This is a genomic window from Gillisia marina (assembly GCF_000258765.1).
GTDB lineage: Bacteria > Bacteroidota > Bacteroidia > Flavobacteriales > Flavobacteriaceae > Gillisia > Gillisia marina.
This window is the reverse complement of the sequence record NZ_AJLT01000052.1, coordinates 22,807-40,318: the sequence shown is the minus strand read 5'-3', so window position 1 is coordinate 40,318 and position 17,512 is coordinate 22,807. Positions and strand designations below refer to the sequence as shown.

Sequence of the window (17,512 nt, the reverse complement as noted above, 5' to 3'; positions counted from 1 at the left end):
TGGTTATGATTTTGAAAACAAAAATAACCAACCGGCTAATAGCAAGCAATTTAAAAGTCTTATAATTTAAGGTAAAATGGAGCAACCATTTTTTTGTATTCAGGAGTGTAGTTGTGCCTGCTCTCTTCTAGAATTAAAAGGTCTCTTTCTATTTCTTTCTGAAGAAATAGAAAGGTGATTAAGCTGCGTTTAACTTTAGCAGTTTCAGTACCTTTTACTTCAGTGATCTTATTTGGGTAGAGTTTATTTAAAGCAGCGATTTCCAAAATAGTGATTTCTTCTTCCTTTGGGATTACTATGCTGAAAGTTCCATTTTCTGAAAGCAATTGAGATACTCCTTGAAGCAGTTCTTCGAAAGGAAGGGATGCTTGCAGTCTAGCGGTTTCACGAGAAGTAGTTATTTTTGAAGCATTATTGCTAGAAAAATAAGGAGGATTGCTTACTATGAGATCGTATTTTTCATCCTGCATTTCTTCAACAAATTCATCGAAAGCGGCGTGATAACAAAACATTCTGTCTCCCCATGGGCTATTCTCGAAATTTTCGACTGCTTGCTCGTAGGCATCTTCATCGATCTCGAGAGCGTCAATGGTTTCTGCATGGCTTCGCTGTGCGAGCATTAGAGCGATTATCCCTGTTCCGGAACCAATATCTAATATGGAATAGACTTCAGAAGATATTGGGGTCCAAGCGCCAAGCAAGACGCCATCTGTACCAATTTTCATGGCACATTTATCCTGAGCTATACTAAAGTCTTTAAAACGAAATGGGGTTTCCAAATTAGACTAGTCTAAGTAAAGATCTATAAGACCTTCGGGAGTTTGAACAAAAATAATCTTATTCTTCTTGTCCAGTTTTTCTATGAATTCATCATTTAAGGGAATAAGAATTTGCTTTCCATCCTTATCGATCTCAAATAATGATTGTGCGGTACTATCGTTTATGGCAGTGATCTTTCCAACTGTACCATAGTTAATGTCTTCTACTGTAAAGCCTATGATCTCGTGGAAATAGAATTTATCGCCATCTAATTCTGGAAGCTGATTGAGTGGAAGGTAAACATCACATTTCATAATGTCTTCAGCATCTTCCTCTGTATCAACGTCTTCAAATTTTACGCGAAGCAAGGTGCTTCGGTGAAGTCCGCTTCTTTCAATAAAAAATGGAACCAAGTTTTCGTTGTAATCAACGAAAACCGATTCCATTCCAGTGTATTCTTCAGGTTCGTCGGTATCTAATTTAATTAACACCTCCCCTTTAAAACTAAACTTGCTAACGATCTTTCCTAAATAGAAACATTCCTCTTTAAGCATCGTTAGAAATTTAAATTAAGCTTCTTTGTTCTCTTCAGATGAAGCTTCAGCAGCTTCCACTTCAGTTCCTTCAGCAACCTCTTCACTAGCTTCAGCTTCAGCAGCTGCAGTTTCAGCCTCAGCTGATGCCGCCATACGCTTAGCATTCACTTCTTTTTCAGCATCTAGAGCTTTTTTCTTAGCATCTTCTTGTGCTTTAGATAAAGACTCTTCTTTAGAAGAAACAGCTCCTTCTTTTTCCTCCAACCAAGTTTTGAATTTTTCTTCAGCTTGCTCTTCAGTTAAAGCTCCTTTTCTAACTCCACCAACAAGGTGATTTTTAAGAAGGGCTCCTTTGTAAGAAAGAATAGCACGAGCCGTATCTGTTGGCTGTGCTCCATTTTGTAACCATTTTACAGCACCATCTACATCTAACTCAATAGTTGCAGGGTTTGTATTTGGATTGTAGATACCAATTTTATCAAGGTATTTTCCATCTCTTTTTGCACGGCTATCCGCAGCAATAATCCAGTAAAATGGTTTCCCTTTTTTACCGTGTCTTTGTAATCTAATTTTTACAGGCATAATTAATTAATTAGTGAGGTTCACGACCTCTATTATTAATGAGTCTGCAAAGATACTATATTATTTGTTTTTCTAAACACAATTCTTCATTACAATTTTTAATAAATAGTCAGAGGCTTAAACATAAAATAGTACAGGTTTAGGATAAACTTTTGAAGTGCTGTTTAGCTAATAATTAAGAAAATCTGATCAATTTCTGGCTGCCGTGTTAAAAGCCGTTAAACTATACTAAACCCTGTTAAACATGATGCTACCAAGGCTTTTATCTTGTATTTTTATACTGTTGAAAATAAAATTACTAATCAAAAAATACATATTATGAAATATTCTGAAGAAGTTGCAAATAAGTTGAATGAATTATTGGAAAAGAATTATGACGCAGAGAAAGGTTATAAATTTGCTGCCGAAAAAGTGAAAAATCCTCAGTTACAGTCATTTTTTAATGAAAGAGCAAAAGAAAGATATGATTTTGGACATGAACTAAAATCTGAAATTAGAAATTTTGGTGAAGCTCCAGAAAAAGGAACGAGTTTAGCTGCCGATGCACACCGTGCTTGGATGAATTTGAAAACGAGTTTGTCTTCTGAAAAAGAAGAAGCTGTTTTAGAAGAAGCAATTAGAGGAGAAAAAGCTGCTGTAGAAGAGTATAACGAAGTTTTAAAAGATACTAGCTTGCCACCATCTACAGGAAACGTACTAATGAAACAAAGAGATTCTATTTCTGCTGCACTTAATAAAGTAAAGGCGATGGAAACTTGGGAAGATAGAAAATAATAAAAAGTTAGAATTAGCCAAAATCCTCCCGGGATATGCAGAAGCGCATATTCCGGGAGGATTTTTTTGTGCTTAAAATTGGTTGATAATTAGTTTCTTGATCTATTTAAATTCGATTTTAATTTTTCTATTTTTAAACCCAAGGACCAATTCCTTTTCTGGTTTTTACCTTACATGTAATCAGGTGATTATGACTTGTTGATAGTTGACTTTTTGAAATGTAAGATGTGAATTAGATAATAGGATTTGATCCCAATGGAATTCTGAAAAAATAATAGATGTACTTAATTTTTGATACCGAAACTACTGGATTACCTAAAAAATGGGATGCCCCATTAACAGATTTCGACAACTGGCCCCGCTGTATTCAAATAGCCTGGCAATTACATGACGAAATGGGTAATTTGGTGGAGCATCAAGATTACTTAGTACAGCCCGAAGGATTCAATATCCCGTTTGATGCTGAAAAAATTCATGGAATTAGTACTGAATTAGCACAGCAAGAGGGAATATCGCTTCAGGAAGTTTTAGAAAAATTTCAGGCTGCTTTACAGAGATCTAAATTTATTGTAGGACAAAATGTTGGCTTCGACCTTAATATTATGGGGGCGGAGTTTCTAAGAGAAGGATTAGAAAATCCTATGGAAGCATTTCCGGTTTTAGATACATGTACCGAAAAAACTGCCGAATTATGTAAGCTGCCTGGTGGAAGGTATGGAAGATTTAAGTTACCTACACTTACCGAGTTACATCAAGAATTATTTGATCAGCCGTTTTCTGAAGCGCACAATGCAACAGCCGATGTGGAAGCAACAACCCGTTGTTTTTTAGAATTAATTCGACTAGAGAATTATACCAAACAAGAACTTCAGGTTTCCGAAGATTACTTTGAAAATTATAAAGAAGAAAATCCGGAGCCATTTAAGCTTATTGGATTAAAACATATCAATCTTAAAAAGGCTTCGGCTAGAATAAGGGAGCAACTTCAAAAGCTTGAAAAAGTAGATGAGGTTAGCTCCGAGGAGATTGAAGAGAATCTTGAGAAACTGGTTGAAGCCCGATTCTCTCACCTTCATAACCACTCTCAATTTTCTATTTTACAGTCCACCATCAGTATCCCGAATCTTATTGAATCGGCTTCTAAAGAAAATATGCCCGCCGTGGCATTGACCGATCATGGAAATATGATGGGTGCTTTTCACTTCGTGAAAGAAGTTGGAAATTATAATAAATCTGTAAGAACTCTAAATGCCGCTTCGGTAGAAAAAGGTGAGCTGGCAACTGCTAAAGAATTAAAAGCGATTATCGGTTGTGAATTCTTTGTTTGCGAAGATCATTTAGACAAAACTAGAAAAGATAATGGGTATCAGATCGTGATCCTTGCCAAGAACAAGAATGGGTATCATAATCTGGCCAAAATGGCATCTATTGCTTATGTAAATGGGTTTTACTATTTGCCTAGAATAGATAGAAAAGTGATCGAACAATATAAGGAAGACCTTATTGTGCTTACCGGAAACCTCTATGGGGAAGTGCCGGGGAAGATTTTAAATGTTGGTGAAAATCAGGCAGAGGAAGCTCTCATTTGGTGGAAAGAGACATTTGGAGAAGATCTTTATATAGAATTAATGCGCCATGATCTTGAGGAAGAAAATAGGGTAAATGATGTGTTGGTGAAATTGGCCAAGAAGCATCAGGTAAAAACTGTTGCAACGAATAACACCTATTATTGTGCAAAGGAAGATGCTAATGCTCACGATATTTTATTGTGTGTTAAGGATGGCGAAAAGCAAGCCACTCCAATAGGAAGGGGACGAGGTTATAGGTATGGATTACCTAATAATGAGTTCTATTTCAAGTCGGATGCCGAGATGAAAAGCTTATTCAAGGATTTGCCGGAAGCTATTTCCAATATCCAGGAAGTAGTAGATAAAATTGAGCCATTCGAACTTGCAAGAGATGTATTATTGCCTGCTTTTGATATTCCTGAAGAATTTTTAGATGCTGAAGATGTAAATGATGGTGGCAAGCGTGGTGAAAATGCCTATTTAAAGCATCTTACGTATGTGGGAGCCAAGGAGCGGTATGGCGAGCTTACGGAAGATATTAAAACAAGACTGGATTTTGAGCTTTCTGTTATTGAAAAGACAGGGTATCCGGGATATTTTTTGATCACAGAAGATTTTATACGTGCGGCACGAGAAATGGATGTTTCGGTAGGACCCGGTCGGGGATCTGCTGCGGGAAGTGCTGTTGCTTACTGCTTAAAGATTACAAATATAGATCCCATTAAATACGATCTGCTTTTTGAGAGATTCTTAAATCCGGATCGTGTAAGTATGCCCGATATTGATATCGATTTTGATGATGAAGGTCGGAGCCGAGTTATGGATTATGTGATCAAGAAATATGGTGCCAATCAGGTAGCTCAAATTATCACCTATGGTACCATGGCTGCTAAGTCTTCTATTCGTGATACTGCCCGAGTATTGGATCTTCCACTTCATGAGTCGGATAGGATAGCAAAATTGATCCCGACCATGTCCAAATTGGGTAAAATCTTTGGAAAAGATGCGAAAGAGCTCAAGAAAATGTTCCGAAGTGAAGATCTGGAAAAAGTAAATGAGCTTCTAAATATTGCCGATGGTGATGATTTACAATCACAAACTTTAAATCAGGCTCGAATTTTAGAAGGATCGGTAAGAAATACAGGAATTCATGCCTGTGGGGTGATTATTACCCCGAGTGATATTACGAATTTCGTTCCGGTAGCACTCGCAAAAGATTCAGATTTATACGTTACTCAGTTTGATAACTCGGTAGTAGAAAGTGCCGGGCTATTAAAAATGGATTTCTTAGGGTTGAAGACCTTAACCTTGATAAAAGACACAGTTAAAATTGTAAAGGGAAGACATAATATCGTATTAGACCCAGATACTTTTCCGCTAGATGATGAGAAAACCTATGAATTATTCCAACGCGGAGAAACCGTAGGGATTTTTCAATATGAATCTCCAGGAATGCAAAAACACATGAAGGATTTAAAGCCTACTGTTTTTGGGGATCTTATTGCGATGAATGCCCTTTATAGGCCTGGACCTATGGAATATATTCCGAGTTTCATTGCCAGAAAACATGGGAATGAAGAGATCGCCTATGACCTTCCCGGGATGGATGAATATTTAAAGGAAACCTACGGGATTACAGTATATCAAGAGCAAGTGATGTTGCTTTCTCAAAGTTTGGCAGGATTTACCAAAGGTGAAGCCGATGTTTTGAGGAAAGCGATGGGTAAAAAAATATTTGCTTTACTGGAGCAATTGAAACCGAAGTTCTTAGATGGGGGAGAAGCAAAGGGGCATCCTCGGGATGTGCTGGAGAAAGTATGGAAAGATTGGGAGGCATTTGCAGCTTATGCTTTCAACAAATCTCACTCTACCTGTTATGCCTGGATTGCCTATCAGACTGCATATTTAAAAGCGCATTATCCGGCAGAATATATGGCGGCGGTACTTTCTAATAACATGAGCGACATCAAACAGGTGACGTTCTTTATGGAAGAGTGTAAGCGGATGAAGCTTAAAGTGCTTGGGCCCGATGTAAATGAATCGTTCCATAAATTCTCTGTTAATAAAGAGAATGCTGTAAGATTTGGAATGGGTGCAGTAAAAGGCGTTGGTTCTGGTGCGGTGGCCACTATTGTAGAAAATAGAAAAACTGAGAAAGGAGCTTATAAGTCCATTTTTGATATGGCTAAACGCTTGGATCTTCGTGCTGCAAATAAAAAAGCGTTGGAAAATTTAGCACTTGCGGGAGGATTTGATGGTTTCGGAAATCATAGAGCACAATACTTTCATGATGAGGGAGATGGGATTACCTTTTTAGAAAAGGTGATTAAATACGCGGTTAAATTTCAGGAGAACGAAAACTCATCGCAAGTAAGTTTGTTTGGAGAAGCCAGTGATGTCCAGATCCCTGAGCCTGTAGTACCACCTTGTGAAGAATGGGGAGGAATTGGAAAGTTGAAGAGAGAGAAGGAAGTTGTGGGGATTTATATTTCGGGGCACCCATTAGATGATTTTAAAGCTGAAATTCATTATTTCTGCAATTCAAAAGTATCTGATTTTAAAGAGCAGGAAAAATTTGTGAACAGTGAGCTTTCCTTTGGGGGAGTAATTTCAGAAGTACAGCATAGAACTAGTAAAATGGGTAAAGGTTGGGCTGCTTTTTCTATAGAAGATTATTGGGATTCTTATGAATTCAGGATTTTTGGAGAGGAATATCTTAAATACCAGCACTTTTTGGTGCCCAATGCATTTGTGTACATAAAAGCTTTTGTGAAAGAGGGCTGGACCAACAAGGAAACAGGAAGTAAAGGTGAGCCTAGGATTCAGTTCAATAATTTTCAGTTATTGCACGATATCATGGACATTTATGCCAGAAAACTTACCATTCAGTTAGATATTAATGATTTAAAAGAAGAGGACATAGATTCTTTAAAAGATATTTTCAGGACTCATAAAGGAGATCACAATTTACACTTTATAGTTTATGAAATGAAAGAGCTTATTAAATTAAATTTGACAAGTAGAAAGCAAAAGGTAAAGATCTCACAAGAGCTTTTAAATGCTTTAGATGAGGAGCATGTAAAATATAAATTGAATTAAAGGTACTTTTTTTTAAGATTTTAAATGCCACATGGAGCTTGTCGAAATGTTAGATTTTAAATCGTTTTCTATAATGGCAAATGTATCGGCAATATCATTTATGATAAGACCGCCTGATATTTGAATAGCCAAATCCGATACAAGCGCTGTAAGGTTTGCTGAAATAATTGACTATTTTTACATATTAATTGAAATAAAAAACAAATTATGGCTTTAGAGATAACAGATGCTAATTTTGAAGAAACAGTATTAAAAAGTGAGAAACCAGTAATGGTTGATTTCTGGGCAGCTTGGTGTGGACCTTGTAGAATGGTTGGACCAATTATAGATGATATCAGTAAGGACTATGATGGGAAAGCTGTTGTAGGAAAACTAGATGTAGATGCTAACCAAGAATTCGCGGCTAAATATGGTGTGAGAAACATCCCAACCGTATTGATTTTCCAAAACGGAGAAGTAGTTGGACGTCAAGTTGGAGTTGCTCCAAAAACAACATATGCTGAAGCATTAGACGCTCTTTTATAGAGAACTTCAGAATTATAAAATATAGGCCTTGCTAGATTTAAATTTAGCAAGGCTTTTTTTTATTCCCTCAATGTGAGTTTAATTACTTGACGCTTGCCTCCCAACAACTATCAAAACAGATCTTTTGTGCTTGCTCTGAAGTTCTTGATTCCAAAAATTATATTCCATACCTTTCTTAGGTTAATTATAGAGTTCAAAAAATGTTAGAACAGGAAGTCCATAAATCTGGTGGTTTCATCAACTTGGAATTATTGGCCAGACAAGTGGTAGAAGGTTTTATTTCCGGGATCCATAAAAGTCCGTTTCACGGGTTTTCTGCTGAATTTGCCGAACATAAGATTTATAACAATGGCGAAAGCACCAAGCATATAGATTGGAAATTATACGCAAAAACCGATAAGCTTTATACGAAGCGATATGAGGAGGAAACAAATTTACGTTGCCATTTAATAGTAGATAATTCATCTTCAATGCATTATCCGTTTCTCAAAAATTTTAATAGAACTTCGCTTAATAAAATTGCTTTTTCAGCATTGGCAGCGGCTTCCTTAATGCAAATTTTAAAGCGCCAGCGAGACGCTGTTGGATTAAGCGTATATAGTGATAGCTACGATTTTTACGCACCGGATAAAGGCAGTGAGCGGCATCATCATATGTTATTGAATGAATTGGATAGGATAGTTGCCACCCCGATGAAAAATAGAACAACAGACAGTTATACCTATTTGCATCAGATCGCTGAGAAATTAAAAAAGAAGATCTCTCGTATTCCTCTTTACAGATATGTTTCAGGAGGATAAAAAGGAGGAGGAATTGTTTGAAGCATTAAAGCATCTTAAATACAATAAGCATGAAGTGGTGCTTTTTCATGTGATAGATAAGAAAAAAGAACTCAATTTCGACTTCGATAATGCTCCAAAAAGATTTACAGACGTAGAATCTGGTGTTCATTTAGATCTTTATGCCGAAAATTTCAAGGAATCTTATCAAGATTCAGTCGAAAAATACTTCAATATGCTAAAATTACAATGTGCGAAATACCGAATAAAGTACGTGCAGGCGGATATTGGAGAAAGTTTTGAAAAGATTTTGACTACCTATCTTGTTGAGAGACAAAAATTTGCGGGATAGTCTAAAAATTAATCAAAATTTTTTTCAAAAAACGCTTGCTAGATCTAAAAACAGCTGTATATTTGCCATCGCAATAACGCAACGGTCTGGTAGTTCAGTTGGTTAGAATACCTGCCTGTCACGCAGGGGGTCGCGAGTTCGAGTCTCGTCCAGACCGCAATCCCGAATCATCGGGAGCAAAAAAAGAAGCTTCAAGAAATTGGAGCTTTTTTTAGCAAGTATAACGAAGTTGTGTTGTGTGTCTCAAGAAGTTGAGACAACGTGGTTAAGATGCTGGTTTTACAGCATTTACCAATGAGAAGCTTTTTTCCATACTATTGGAAAAGGGCTTTTTTCTTTTTATGGTCTCTTGTCAGCTTTGAATTTTCCCAATTCTTTTTTATTTATTCAATTATAAAATACTCAAATCACCGTATTTATTTTTTGCTGGCCGGGTTGTATCTTTAGGTAAGATTTAAATCTATACCATGAATCTCCGTCCTAAAACTAGGATTCAGATATACCAAGTTTTGGTGATTACTTTGTTTTGGGTTATTTGTGGGGCTTTTCTTGCTCTTTATAAATGTGTTACTTATGATATTTTAACCGATAGATTTATATTCTTTGTTCCTCATAACTTTTCCCTTGGAAAATTTGTATTGGCAAATGTTATAGGCCCGGCCATTGGAGGTTTGTTGGGAGGGAGTGTAATCGTTTTTAGGTTAAACGAAAAATATAGAAATAAGAGCTATGCCTACTATCTTGTAGTGAGTATCCTATATTTCGTGGGATTTATTTTCGTAATAAACTCAGTCATCTTATTTTTATTTTATTACAAAGATCAAATCTTAGGTAGCAGTAATGTGTTAGTAGAGGCAATGAATCTCCTTGTATTTGATCCGTATGCCCTTCGAAATTTAATAAGTTGGTTGTTTATTGTATTCTTTACTCTTCACGGATTAAAGATCTACGAAAAGTTCGGGCCAGATCTCTTATTTTCTATGTTCTTGGGAAAATATCATAGGCCGCACGAAGTCCACCGGGTTTTTATGTTTCTCGATCTTACCAACTCCACTCCAATAGCAGAAAAGCTAGGTCATACACGATTTTTCGGCCTATTAAGAGACTTTTATAATGATATTACAGACTCAATTTTAAATTCACGTGGAAATATATATCAATATGTGGGGGATGAAATTGTTATTTCTTGGCCACCTGTAAAAGCAACTGCTAGTATTCCTAATTGTATTGCTTGTTTTTTTAGGATTGAAGATGCGATTGGAAATAAAGAACAATATTATTTAAAAAAATATGGGCTTGTTCCTAGTTTTAAAGCCGCACTGCATCAGGGTAAGGTCGTGGTTGGAGAAATTGGAATTATTAAAAAAGAAATTGTGTTTTCCGGGGATATATTAAATACCACCTCTAGAATGATGGAGCAATGTAAAAAGTTCGATCAAAAATTTATTATCTCCCGCGATATTTTAGAGGTAACCTCAAAGAGCAATAATAATCATTACTTAATAGATTCCCTTGGAGAATTATCTCTTAGGGGAAAATCGGAACCCTTGGAACTTTTTGGAGTACGACGTAACTCATCACTCCAATCATGATGAAAATTATTCAATTTGAAATTTCGCAAATAGCGGAAAATGATCGGAGCCTATATTTGGTAAGCGTTTAAATTCTATTACAGCAATTTCTTCAGAAACAAAGAAATGATCTAAAGGCCACCTCATGATTATGGAGTTGGCATCAAATGTATTAAATAAGCCTCTTCCTATTCTCACGTCTTTCAAATTTCCATCTTGTCCGAATAGTCGAGAAGTATTAGACCAGGAAACATCATTGAAATCTCCGGCGACAATGGATGGTTTTTGATTTTTAGAAACAAGCTCACCTACTTTTTTAAGAGCTATCTCTTTTTGTTGGTCATTTCCATTTTCTCCAATATTTTCCGGGTATTTATCGCTCGGAAAAGGAGCTACAGGATGAACCCCATGAAATTTAAAAGAATCCCCGGAAGGTAAAGTTACCACCGCATTAAAAGAGGGCACTTTAGAATGATTTAAAAACTGAATTTCGGTTTCGCTCAAGGGATACTTTGAGTAAAGCGCCATTCCATATGCATTGTCCAGAGGATATTCTATTGTATATGGATACTCATTTTTTAAAGGTTGAAGTGCTTCTACCCACCAAGAGTTTACCTCCATAGCCAATACGAGATCTGGATTGGTATTACGGATAACTTCTAAAAATTTTGAAGAATCCTTATTTGTAATAAGGACATTACCTAAAAGAATTCCAACAGTTTTTTCAGGTGATACTTCCGAAATTTTAATAGACGAGACTACTTTTTCTCCAATTAAATAAGACGAAATAAAACTGAAATGTATAAAAATAGCTGCGAGTAATCCTACAGCAAGTGCAATAGAAGGCAGCTTCCATTTATTATTCAGAAGTATAAATAGTATAAGCATTACAACACCTAAGATAAATTGTTGTAAACGGGGGAAATCCAGAATCTTTAGATACCACTTGGGGATATTATATATCAGGGAAAGTAAGCTTGCTAGAATTACGAGGGTACTTATCGCAATAACAATATAAAATAGGGTCTTTTGTAATTTCTTGGAATTATTCAATAGAATGCTCTTAAATTAAATTTTTATCAAGTTAAAGAAAATAATTTAAGAGCAGGAATATAAAAGATTAAGGTGATTTTAGCTTACTGTCGCAACTAGATTTCCATTCTCTATTACCTTAGCGTAAATCTCAAGGGTTCTGGTATTTCCTGATGAGCCTTGTGGCCCTTGTAATACTGTTCCACTAGTGCTGTATTCTGCAAAATGTAACTGACATTGGATTTTGTTATCTGTTGCTTTCCAAATTAACGCACCGCCTTGGTGTGGGCATATCGCCTCTGTGGCAACAAATGAGCTAGCAGTATCTCCAGTAGCAATTCTAAAAAATAAAACGCCCCCAGTGGTTACTTGATCTCCTACACTACTCAATCGTGAAAGGGCAACAGATACTTTTGTTCCGGAGGATGGAGTTGGGGTTGGAGGAGGAGTTGTACCGCCACCACTATCATCACTGGTGCTACATGCTACAACACAAGAGCCAGCGCAAACCAATATTAAGCCTCGGCTTATAGTATTAAGAAATTCATCTCTTTTCATAGTATCTAAATTTTAAGGGTTAACTCTAGTTAGTGTTTATTGTTCTTTTCTTTCCAACGTAAAAATTCCTAGAAATGGCAAATCCAAATCGGACTCCACCATCTTCCCATGATTTTTGAGTATTAGGAATAAAATTATTCTCTGTTATAAATGGAGCGTTTTGGAAATTAAGACTAAATACATGTCCGCCGGTTTCTATCTCTATTCCAATACCCAATGGGTTATAATATTTAGTATCAAGATCTGAAGGTCTTCCAAGACCGTTTACCCAAGTATAATCTGCGATTAAAGAAAAGCGTTTTGTGAGCTTTAAACGACCTCCCATACCCAATGCAAAAAGGCCTTCTTTATCATTTGGATCTGATACTTGCGATCTAGCAAGAAAACTAGGATTTAGCATAAATGAAAACGAGGAGGAGAATTTTCTAGCGATAATAATTTGTGCAAAATGTGAGATTCTGTCGGTTTGATTGGGGAATTCATTATTCTGAAATTCTTCTCGGGTTATCCAGCTGCTTTGCCCAAATAAGGTAACCGAAACCGGCATTCCTTCTTCCAGTTGCTGCAATAACTTATATTTAGCAAGGAAATTATAGGTTTCATCAGCTTTACTTCTTCCCACACCAATTGTTAACTCATCTGTAATTCCATAATCGAAGCCTAAATAAAGATCGGTGGCAACATCTAAACCGAATAAGGTATGGGAACCTCCAAATTCGCCTCCAATATCTCCAAAGCGATGTCCTACCCAAAACGCTAGGTCATTCTTTTTTACTGTCTCATTAGTTTGCAATAAAACAAGTTTTGGGCTTTTGAATGTCGCTATTACCAAATCTGGTCTGGCGTCATTTTCTAAAGCATTCATTAAAGAATCCACATCTTGAGCTGAAGTGAGTGTAGAAATTAAGAAAATACTGAAGATTAAAATTTTATTCATTTTTAATATTTTTTGTAGTTAGCTGTTAGATCTACTTGAATAATCTCCGCAATATTTTTCCAGAGCAATTTTGGGATTTTAATTTCATAATCTTCGCAGGCAACGTTAAAAGTAGATTCTAAAATAAGTGTTTCATCCCTTAGTTGAAGCTTTGCGGGAATTTCAACGCTGCGAGAAATTCCATGCATTCTTAGATCTCCTTTTATAAGCACATCTTGAGTTGTGTTTTGCTGAATGTCTAAATTGGTGATCTTACCTTTAAAACTAGCTTTGGGAAATTTTTCGGATTCCATATAATTTTCATTGAAATGCTCTTGCATCAAGGCCTTTTCAAACTGAAAAGTATTAATCTTAACTTGAAATGCGATCTCTCCGGTATCTAGATTTAATACCGAAATACCTTTATTGGAATCTGCTTTAATATTTTCAATAGGAGCTTCAGAAAAGAATTCTACCTGAGCTGAAGATGTAGAATACAACTCTTGAGCAAGACAAAAATTACTTGCTAAGAGGGTGATAAATAAAAAGAAATAAGTAGTTTCTTGATTCATTACACGCAATACGAGATTGTTAAATAGTTAAAAAACCAATAATTTTCTTATAAATCTAAGTAAATATTGTGGTAATAACTATGATATATTTAATGTTTGCATTGATGTTGCAAGGATGTCGTAAATATTTACGAATATCTGAAGCTAAAGGTTTAGAATATAGTGCTTTTAATTAATGCCTTGTAGCTAAGATAAAAGATCGCGATATTCCCAAGCCTTGTAAATAAAGAGTATAAGAAAGCCAAAGGCAATTACAAATTCCATAAAACTGGAAGCTAAAAACCCGATAAAGGATCCAAAAGCCGCTTTTAATGCCGATTTGGAATTACTTTTATTAATGATTTCTCCTATAAATGCCCCAATGAATGGGCCTATTAAAACCCCGAAAGGGATGGGTGCAATTAAACCCACAATTAAACCGATGGTAGCGCCAATAATGCCAAATTTGCTCCCGCCAAAGCGTTTTGTTCCCATAGCCGGGATTAGAAGATTTAACGCATAAATAAGTATAGCAATAATTAAAGTAATTCCTAATAACCAATAGTTCATTGGAATAGAAGGAGCAAGATGTAATACAAGAAGACCTAGCCAACTAACGGGAACTCCTGGTAAAACTGGTAGAAAACTCCCAAGAATTCCAACGATCATTAATAGACCTCCAACCAGTATTAATATTAAATCCATACTATTTTGTTTTTAGCTAAAATATTGAATTAATCCTTCATTGAATTTTTAATTTTCAAAGGTTTTCGGGGCAATTTTAAAATTTAGTTTAATATCTATCTGATTAGTTTGTTTTGAGAATCCGTTAAATTTTAAACTAAATAATTAGTTCAACTAAATATTTAGTTTTACATTAGCTGAACATTATTCAATCCAAATGAAACAATTAACAAAAGCTGAAGAAGAGATCATGCAGATCTTATGGCATCTTAAAGAAGCAAATGTTGCGGGAATCATAGATGAGATGCCCGAGCCTAAGCCTGCATATAATACAGTATCTACAATCGTTAGGATTCTGGAATCCAAAAATTTTGTAGGACATAGAAAAGAGGGGAAGGGCTATATCTACATCCCGTTGGTAGGGAAAGAAACTTACAGCAACCAGAGTATGAATAAACTGGTGGATAATTATTTTAATGGCTCCTTTAAAAGCATGGTTTCTTTTTTCGTAAAGAAAAACGATCTGGACACCAAAGAACTGGAGGCTATTTTAAAGGAAATAAATAAAGACACCTAGTATGGAATCTTATATTTTTCAAGTCATATTATTTCACTTAGCATTTCTGCTGGTGTATGAACTATTACTGAAAAAGGAAACATTTTTCAATCATAATAGGGTTTACTTACTAGTAACACCTGTGTTAGCTTTTATGTTGCCCATAATTAATATTGAAATGTTGTCTGGTATTGTGCCTCAGGAATCTATAACCTCTATTTCAAGATTTTGGCTTCCGGAAGTTTATATTGGAGGAGCAACTCAAAATGTACAGCAACTTCCAGAAATAGTTTTATCTACAAAAAACCATGCTTTAAATTGGCTACCGATTATTTATTGTCTTGGTGCCATTGTTAGTTTAGGAATTATTGGAAAAAAGCTAATTAACCTGCGAAAATTATTCAAGTTTGATGTTGTTTCAGAAGTGAAAAATTTCAAAATTATTGAAATTCCTTCCTCTAATATTGCTTGCACATTTAATAAAACCATTTTTTTAGGCGCAGCTTTACCCAAAATTGAAAGAGAACAAATAGTAGCACACGAACTAATTCATGTTCAGCAAAAACATAGTTACGATTTGGTGTTCTTTGAAATTCTAAAAATCTTTTTTTGGTTTAATCCACTTATATACATCTATCAAAATAGAATAGCCGCACTGCACGAATTTATTGCAGATTCCAGCGTAGTTAAAACAATAGAAAAGCGAAGTTATTACGAGCAATTACTAAACACGGCTTTTAACACACAAAATATTTCATTCATCAATCAATTTTTTAATCATTCATTAATCAAAAAACGAATAGTTATGTTACAAAAATCAAAATCTAAAACCATCGCAAAATTCAAATACCTAGTATTATTGCCATTACTGTTGGTAATGCTTACCGTTGTTTCCTGTACGCAGGAGAGTCCTCAAAAAATGGAAAAGGAAAGTTCAATTTCTGAGCAGTTAGCCGAAATAAAACAGGCATTAGATGAAGGCAAAGAACTTTCCGAAATTGAAAAAAATCAGTTTTTTGTCATCATGGAGCAGATAGTTAAAGACCGGAACGATTGGCCTCTTCCTCCTCCTCCTGCTCAATACCCAGATAAGTCTTCATCCAATGGTTTTCCAGGAAGTGATGTGCCGTTTGCCATAATAGATCAAGTGCCATTATATCCTGGTTGTGAAAACTTATCCTCTAATGAAGAGCAAAAAAAAATGTATGTCCCAAAAAATTCAAGACCATGTAATTGCTAATTTTAATAGCGATTTGGGGAAAGATGCTGGGCTAACTGGAGTAAATAGGGTCATTGTTCAATTTAAAATAGACGAAAACGGAAATATTGTAGATGTAAGATCCCGTGCTCCTCATCCAAAATTGGAAGAAGAGGCGAAGCGTGTAATTAATTCTTTACCCCAAATGACTCCGGGTGAGCAAAAAGGAAAAGCAGTTGGTGTTATGTATGCTTTACCAATCGTATTTCAAGTTGATAATGTAAATGAATAAAATAAGTTTGTTAATTATGTTGTTTGTAATGCAAGTCGGGGCACAAACCCCGACTTTAGCTATTGCAGATAGTTTGTATGCTGTTGGAAATTATTCTGAAGCAATTCTTCAACTAGATAGCATTCAGGAAAAATCGGATGTTGTTCAGCTGCGACTAGCAAAATTGTATGTGGCTTCAGGGAATTTAGATTCAGCTATAAAAAGCTATAAAAGAATTCTTCAGGATCATCCAAATAAGTTGCTTTCTGCCATGGAATATGGTGAGGTGCTTGTAAAGGCAGGGGAGTTAAATGCTGCCGATAGTCTCTTTTCACTACTGGCAATTAAATATCCCGAAAATGCCGGATTTCAATTTCAACAAGCAATTATAAAGGAAAAGAAAAGAGATAGTACCCATATTGGTTTTTTGGAAAGAACGATTGAAATAGATCCTAGTCATCAGCAAGCCTTATACAAACTTGCTAAAAATGCATTAAGCCGAAGAAACTTTTCTGTTTCAGAAAAATTAAGTCTACAAGGATTACAAGTGAACCCAAATAATGCATCCTTACTCTCCATACTCGCTCAAACTTATTTTAATGAAAATTCCTATGTGCTGGCAATTCCCCCGTTAGAAAAGCTTTTAGCGCTTGGGCAGGGAAATGAATTTGTGCATTCTAAATTAGGGTTTTGTTATTATCATCAGAACAATTTTAAAGATGCAATAATTCAGTACGAGTCGGCATTAAGTTATGAAGACAGAAATTCTGACACCCATTATAATCTAGGAAAATTATATGCTAGAACGGGCGATTTAAAAAAATCTGAAACCCATTTACTGATGTCTTTGCTCATTAAAAAACAGCCTGTAGATGCAGAGTTTTTAAGCTTGGCCCTTACTTACAAACTTCAAGAGGATTATGAAAAAGCCTTTCAATATTTTAATAGTGCATTAGAAGAAAACCCGGAGAATGAACGGGCTTTATACGAGCGTGCAATTGCGGCAGATAATTATTTTAAGGATAAAAAAGCAGTGCTAAATTATTACCAATCCTATCTTGGGAAGTATTCCAAAAAGGGTAATGAAAGTTTGATCTATTTGGTAGAAATCAGAATCAAGGATATTAAAGAAGAATTGCATCTAAACGGAGAATAGTTTTTCCTAAGCTGCTTAAATTCACTATTTTTGGCATTCAATAGA

General features: G+C 35.6%; 16 protein-coding genes, 1 tRNA gene and 1 pseudogene. 10 read left to right on the top strand and 8 right to left on the bottom strand.

Going from position 1 to position 17,512, the window contains the following annotated elements; translation table 11 throughout:
• Positions 1-59 precede the first annotated feature (59 nt).
• Genes ON07_RS11860 through ON07_RS11850 form a run of 3 tightly spaced genes read right to left on the bottom strand, consistent with a single transcriptional unit; the run spans position 60 to position 1,877 of the window.
• Positions 60-779, bottom strand: a complete 720-nt coding sequence (locus ON07_RS11860; protein WP_010231712.1) for a tRNA1(Val) (adenine(37)-N6)-methyltransferase — start codon at positions 777-779, stop codon at positions 60-62.
• A 6-nt stretch (positions 780-785) separates the two neighbouring features.
• A complete protein-coding gene (rimM, locus tag ON07_RS11855; RefSeq protein WP_010231710.1) occupies positions 786-1,313 on the bottom strand; it encodes a ribosome maturation factor RimM in 528 nt (175 codons plus the stop codon).
• A 15-nt stretch (positions 1,314-1,328) separates the two neighbouring features.
• The gene (locus ON07_RS11850; RefSeq protein ID WP_010231709.1) at positions 1,329-1,877 is read right to left on the bottom strand and encodes a 30S ribosomal protein S16; all 549 of its coding nucleotides are present in this window, start codon (positions 1,875-1,877) and stop codon (positions 1,329-1,331) included.
• Between the two features lie 318 nt (positions 1,878-2,195).
• Between ON07_RS11850 and ON07_RS11845 the strand changes: the two genes are divergently transcribed.
• The 6 genes and pseudogenes from ON07_RS11845 (at position 2,196) to ON07_RS11820 (ending at position 10,566) form a co-directional block, all read left to right on the top strand.
• Complete coding sequence (locus tag ON07_RS11845) at positions 2,196-2,651, top strand: ferritin-like domain-containing protein (protein ID WP_010231708.1); 456 nt, start codon at positions 2,196-2,198, stop codon at positions 2,649-2,651.
• 278 nt (positions 2,652-2,929) lie between these two features.
• Positions 2,930-7,318 carry a DNA polymerase III subunit alpha gene (dnaE, locus tag ON07_RS11840; RefSeq protein WP_010231705.1) on the top strand — a complete coding sequence of 1,463 codons (4,389 nt, stop codon included), beginning with the start codon at positions 2,930-2,932 and terminating at the stop codon, positions 7,316-7,318.
• 207 nt (positions 7,319-7,525) lie between these two features.
• A complete protein-coding gene (gene trxA / locus ON07_RS11835) occupies positions 7,526-7,843 on the top strand; it encodes a thioredoxin (protein WP_010231703.1) in 318 nt (105 codons plus the stop codon).
• 200 nt (positions 7,844-8,043) lie between these two features.
• Positions 8,044-8,974: pseudogene (locus tag ON07_RS15415) on the top strand (DUF58 domain-containing protein).
• Between the two features lie 83 nt (positions 8,975-9,057).
• Positions 9,058-9,131 (top strand) — tRNA-Asp (locus ON07_RS11825).
• A 310-nt stretch (positions 9,132-9,441) separates the two neighbouring features.
• A complete protein-coding gene (locus tag ON07_RS11820; protein WP_010231700.1) occupies positions 9,442-10,566 on the top strand; it encodes an adenylate/guanylate cyclase domain-containing protein in 1,125 nt (374 codons plus the stop codon).
• A 6-nt stretch (positions 10,567-10,572) separates the two neighbouring features.
• Here the strand turns inward: ON07_RS11820 and ON07_RS11815 are convergent, their stop codons facing one another.
• From ON07_RS11815 to ON07_RS11795, 5 genes are all read right to left on the bottom strand, one after another.
• The gene (locus ON07_RS11815) at positions 10,573-11,433 is read right to left on the bottom strand and encodes an endonuclease/exonuclease/phosphatase family protein (protein WP_010231698.1); all 861 of its coding nucleotides are present in this window, start codon (positions 11,431-11,433) and stop codon (positions 10,573-10,575) included.
• Positions 11,434-11,676: 243 nt separating this feature from the next.
• Entirely contained in the window at positions 11,677-12,135 is a 459-nt protein-coding gene (locus ON07_RS11810; protein ID WP_010231696.1) for a QcrA and Rieske domain-containing protein, read from the bottom strand.
• A gap of 25 nt (positions 12,136-12,160) precedes the next feature.
• Complete coding sequence (locus ON07_RS11805; RefSeq protein WP_010231694.1) at positions 12,161-13,072, bottom strand: DUF5777 family beta-barrel protein; 912 nt, start codon at positions 13,070-13,072, stop codon at positions 12,161-12,163.
• A 2-nt stretch (positions 13,073-13,074) separates the two neighbouring features.
• Positions 13,075-13,623 carry a YceI family protein gene (locus ON07_RS11800; RefSeq protein ID WP_010231692.1) on the bottom strand — a complete coding sequence of 183 codons (549 nt, stop codon included), beginning with the start codon at positions 13,621-13,623 and terminating at the stop codon, positions 13,075-13,077.
• A gap of 186 nt (positions 13,624-13,809) precedes the next feature.
• Positions 13,810-14,307 carry a DUF456 domain-containing protein gene (locus ON07_RS11795; RefSeq protein WP_010231690.1) on the bottom strand — a complete coding sequence of 166 codons (498 nt, stop codon included), beginning with the start codon at positions 14,305-14,307 and terminating at the stop codon, positions 13,810-13,812.
• 196 nt (positions 14,308-14,503) lie between these two features.
• On the opposite strand from ON07_RS11795, the gene ON07_RS11790 reads away from it, so the two are divergent.
• The 4 genes from ON07_RS11790 to ON07_RS11780 are packed head-to-tail and all read left to right on the top strand — an operon-like array spanning position 14,504 to position 17,467.
• Positions 14,504-14,863 carry a BlaI/MecI/CopY family transcriptional regulator gene (locus ON07_RS11790; protein WP_010231688.1) on the top strand — a complete coding sequence of 120 codons (360 nt, stop codon included), beginning with the start codon at positions 14,504-14,506 and terminating at the stop codon, positions 14,861-14,863.
• A gap of 1 nt (position 14,864) precedes the next feature.
• The gene (locus ON07_RS15410) at positions 14,865-16,082 is read left to right on the top strand and encodes a M56 family metallopeptidase (RefSeq protein ID WP_010231685.1); all 1,218 of its coding nucleotides are present in this window, start codon (positions 14,865-14,867) and stop codon (positions 16,080-16,082) included.
• A complete protein-coding gene (locus tag ON07_RS17210; RefSeq protein WP_010231682.1) occupies positions 16,048-16,332 on the top strand; it encodes an energy transducer TonB in 285 nt (94 codons plus the stop codon). The genes ON07_RS15410 and ON07_RS17210 overlap by 35 nt, the downstream gene beginning before the upstream one ends.
• Entirely contained in the window at positions 16,325-17,467 is a 1,143-nt protein-coding gene (locus tag ON07_RS11780; protein ID WP_010231680.1) for a tetratricopeptide repeat protein, read from the top strand. The genes ON07_RS17210 and ON07_RS11780 overlap by 8 nt, the downstream gene beginning before the upstream one ends.
• Positions 17,468-17,512: the final 45 nt, after the last annotated feature.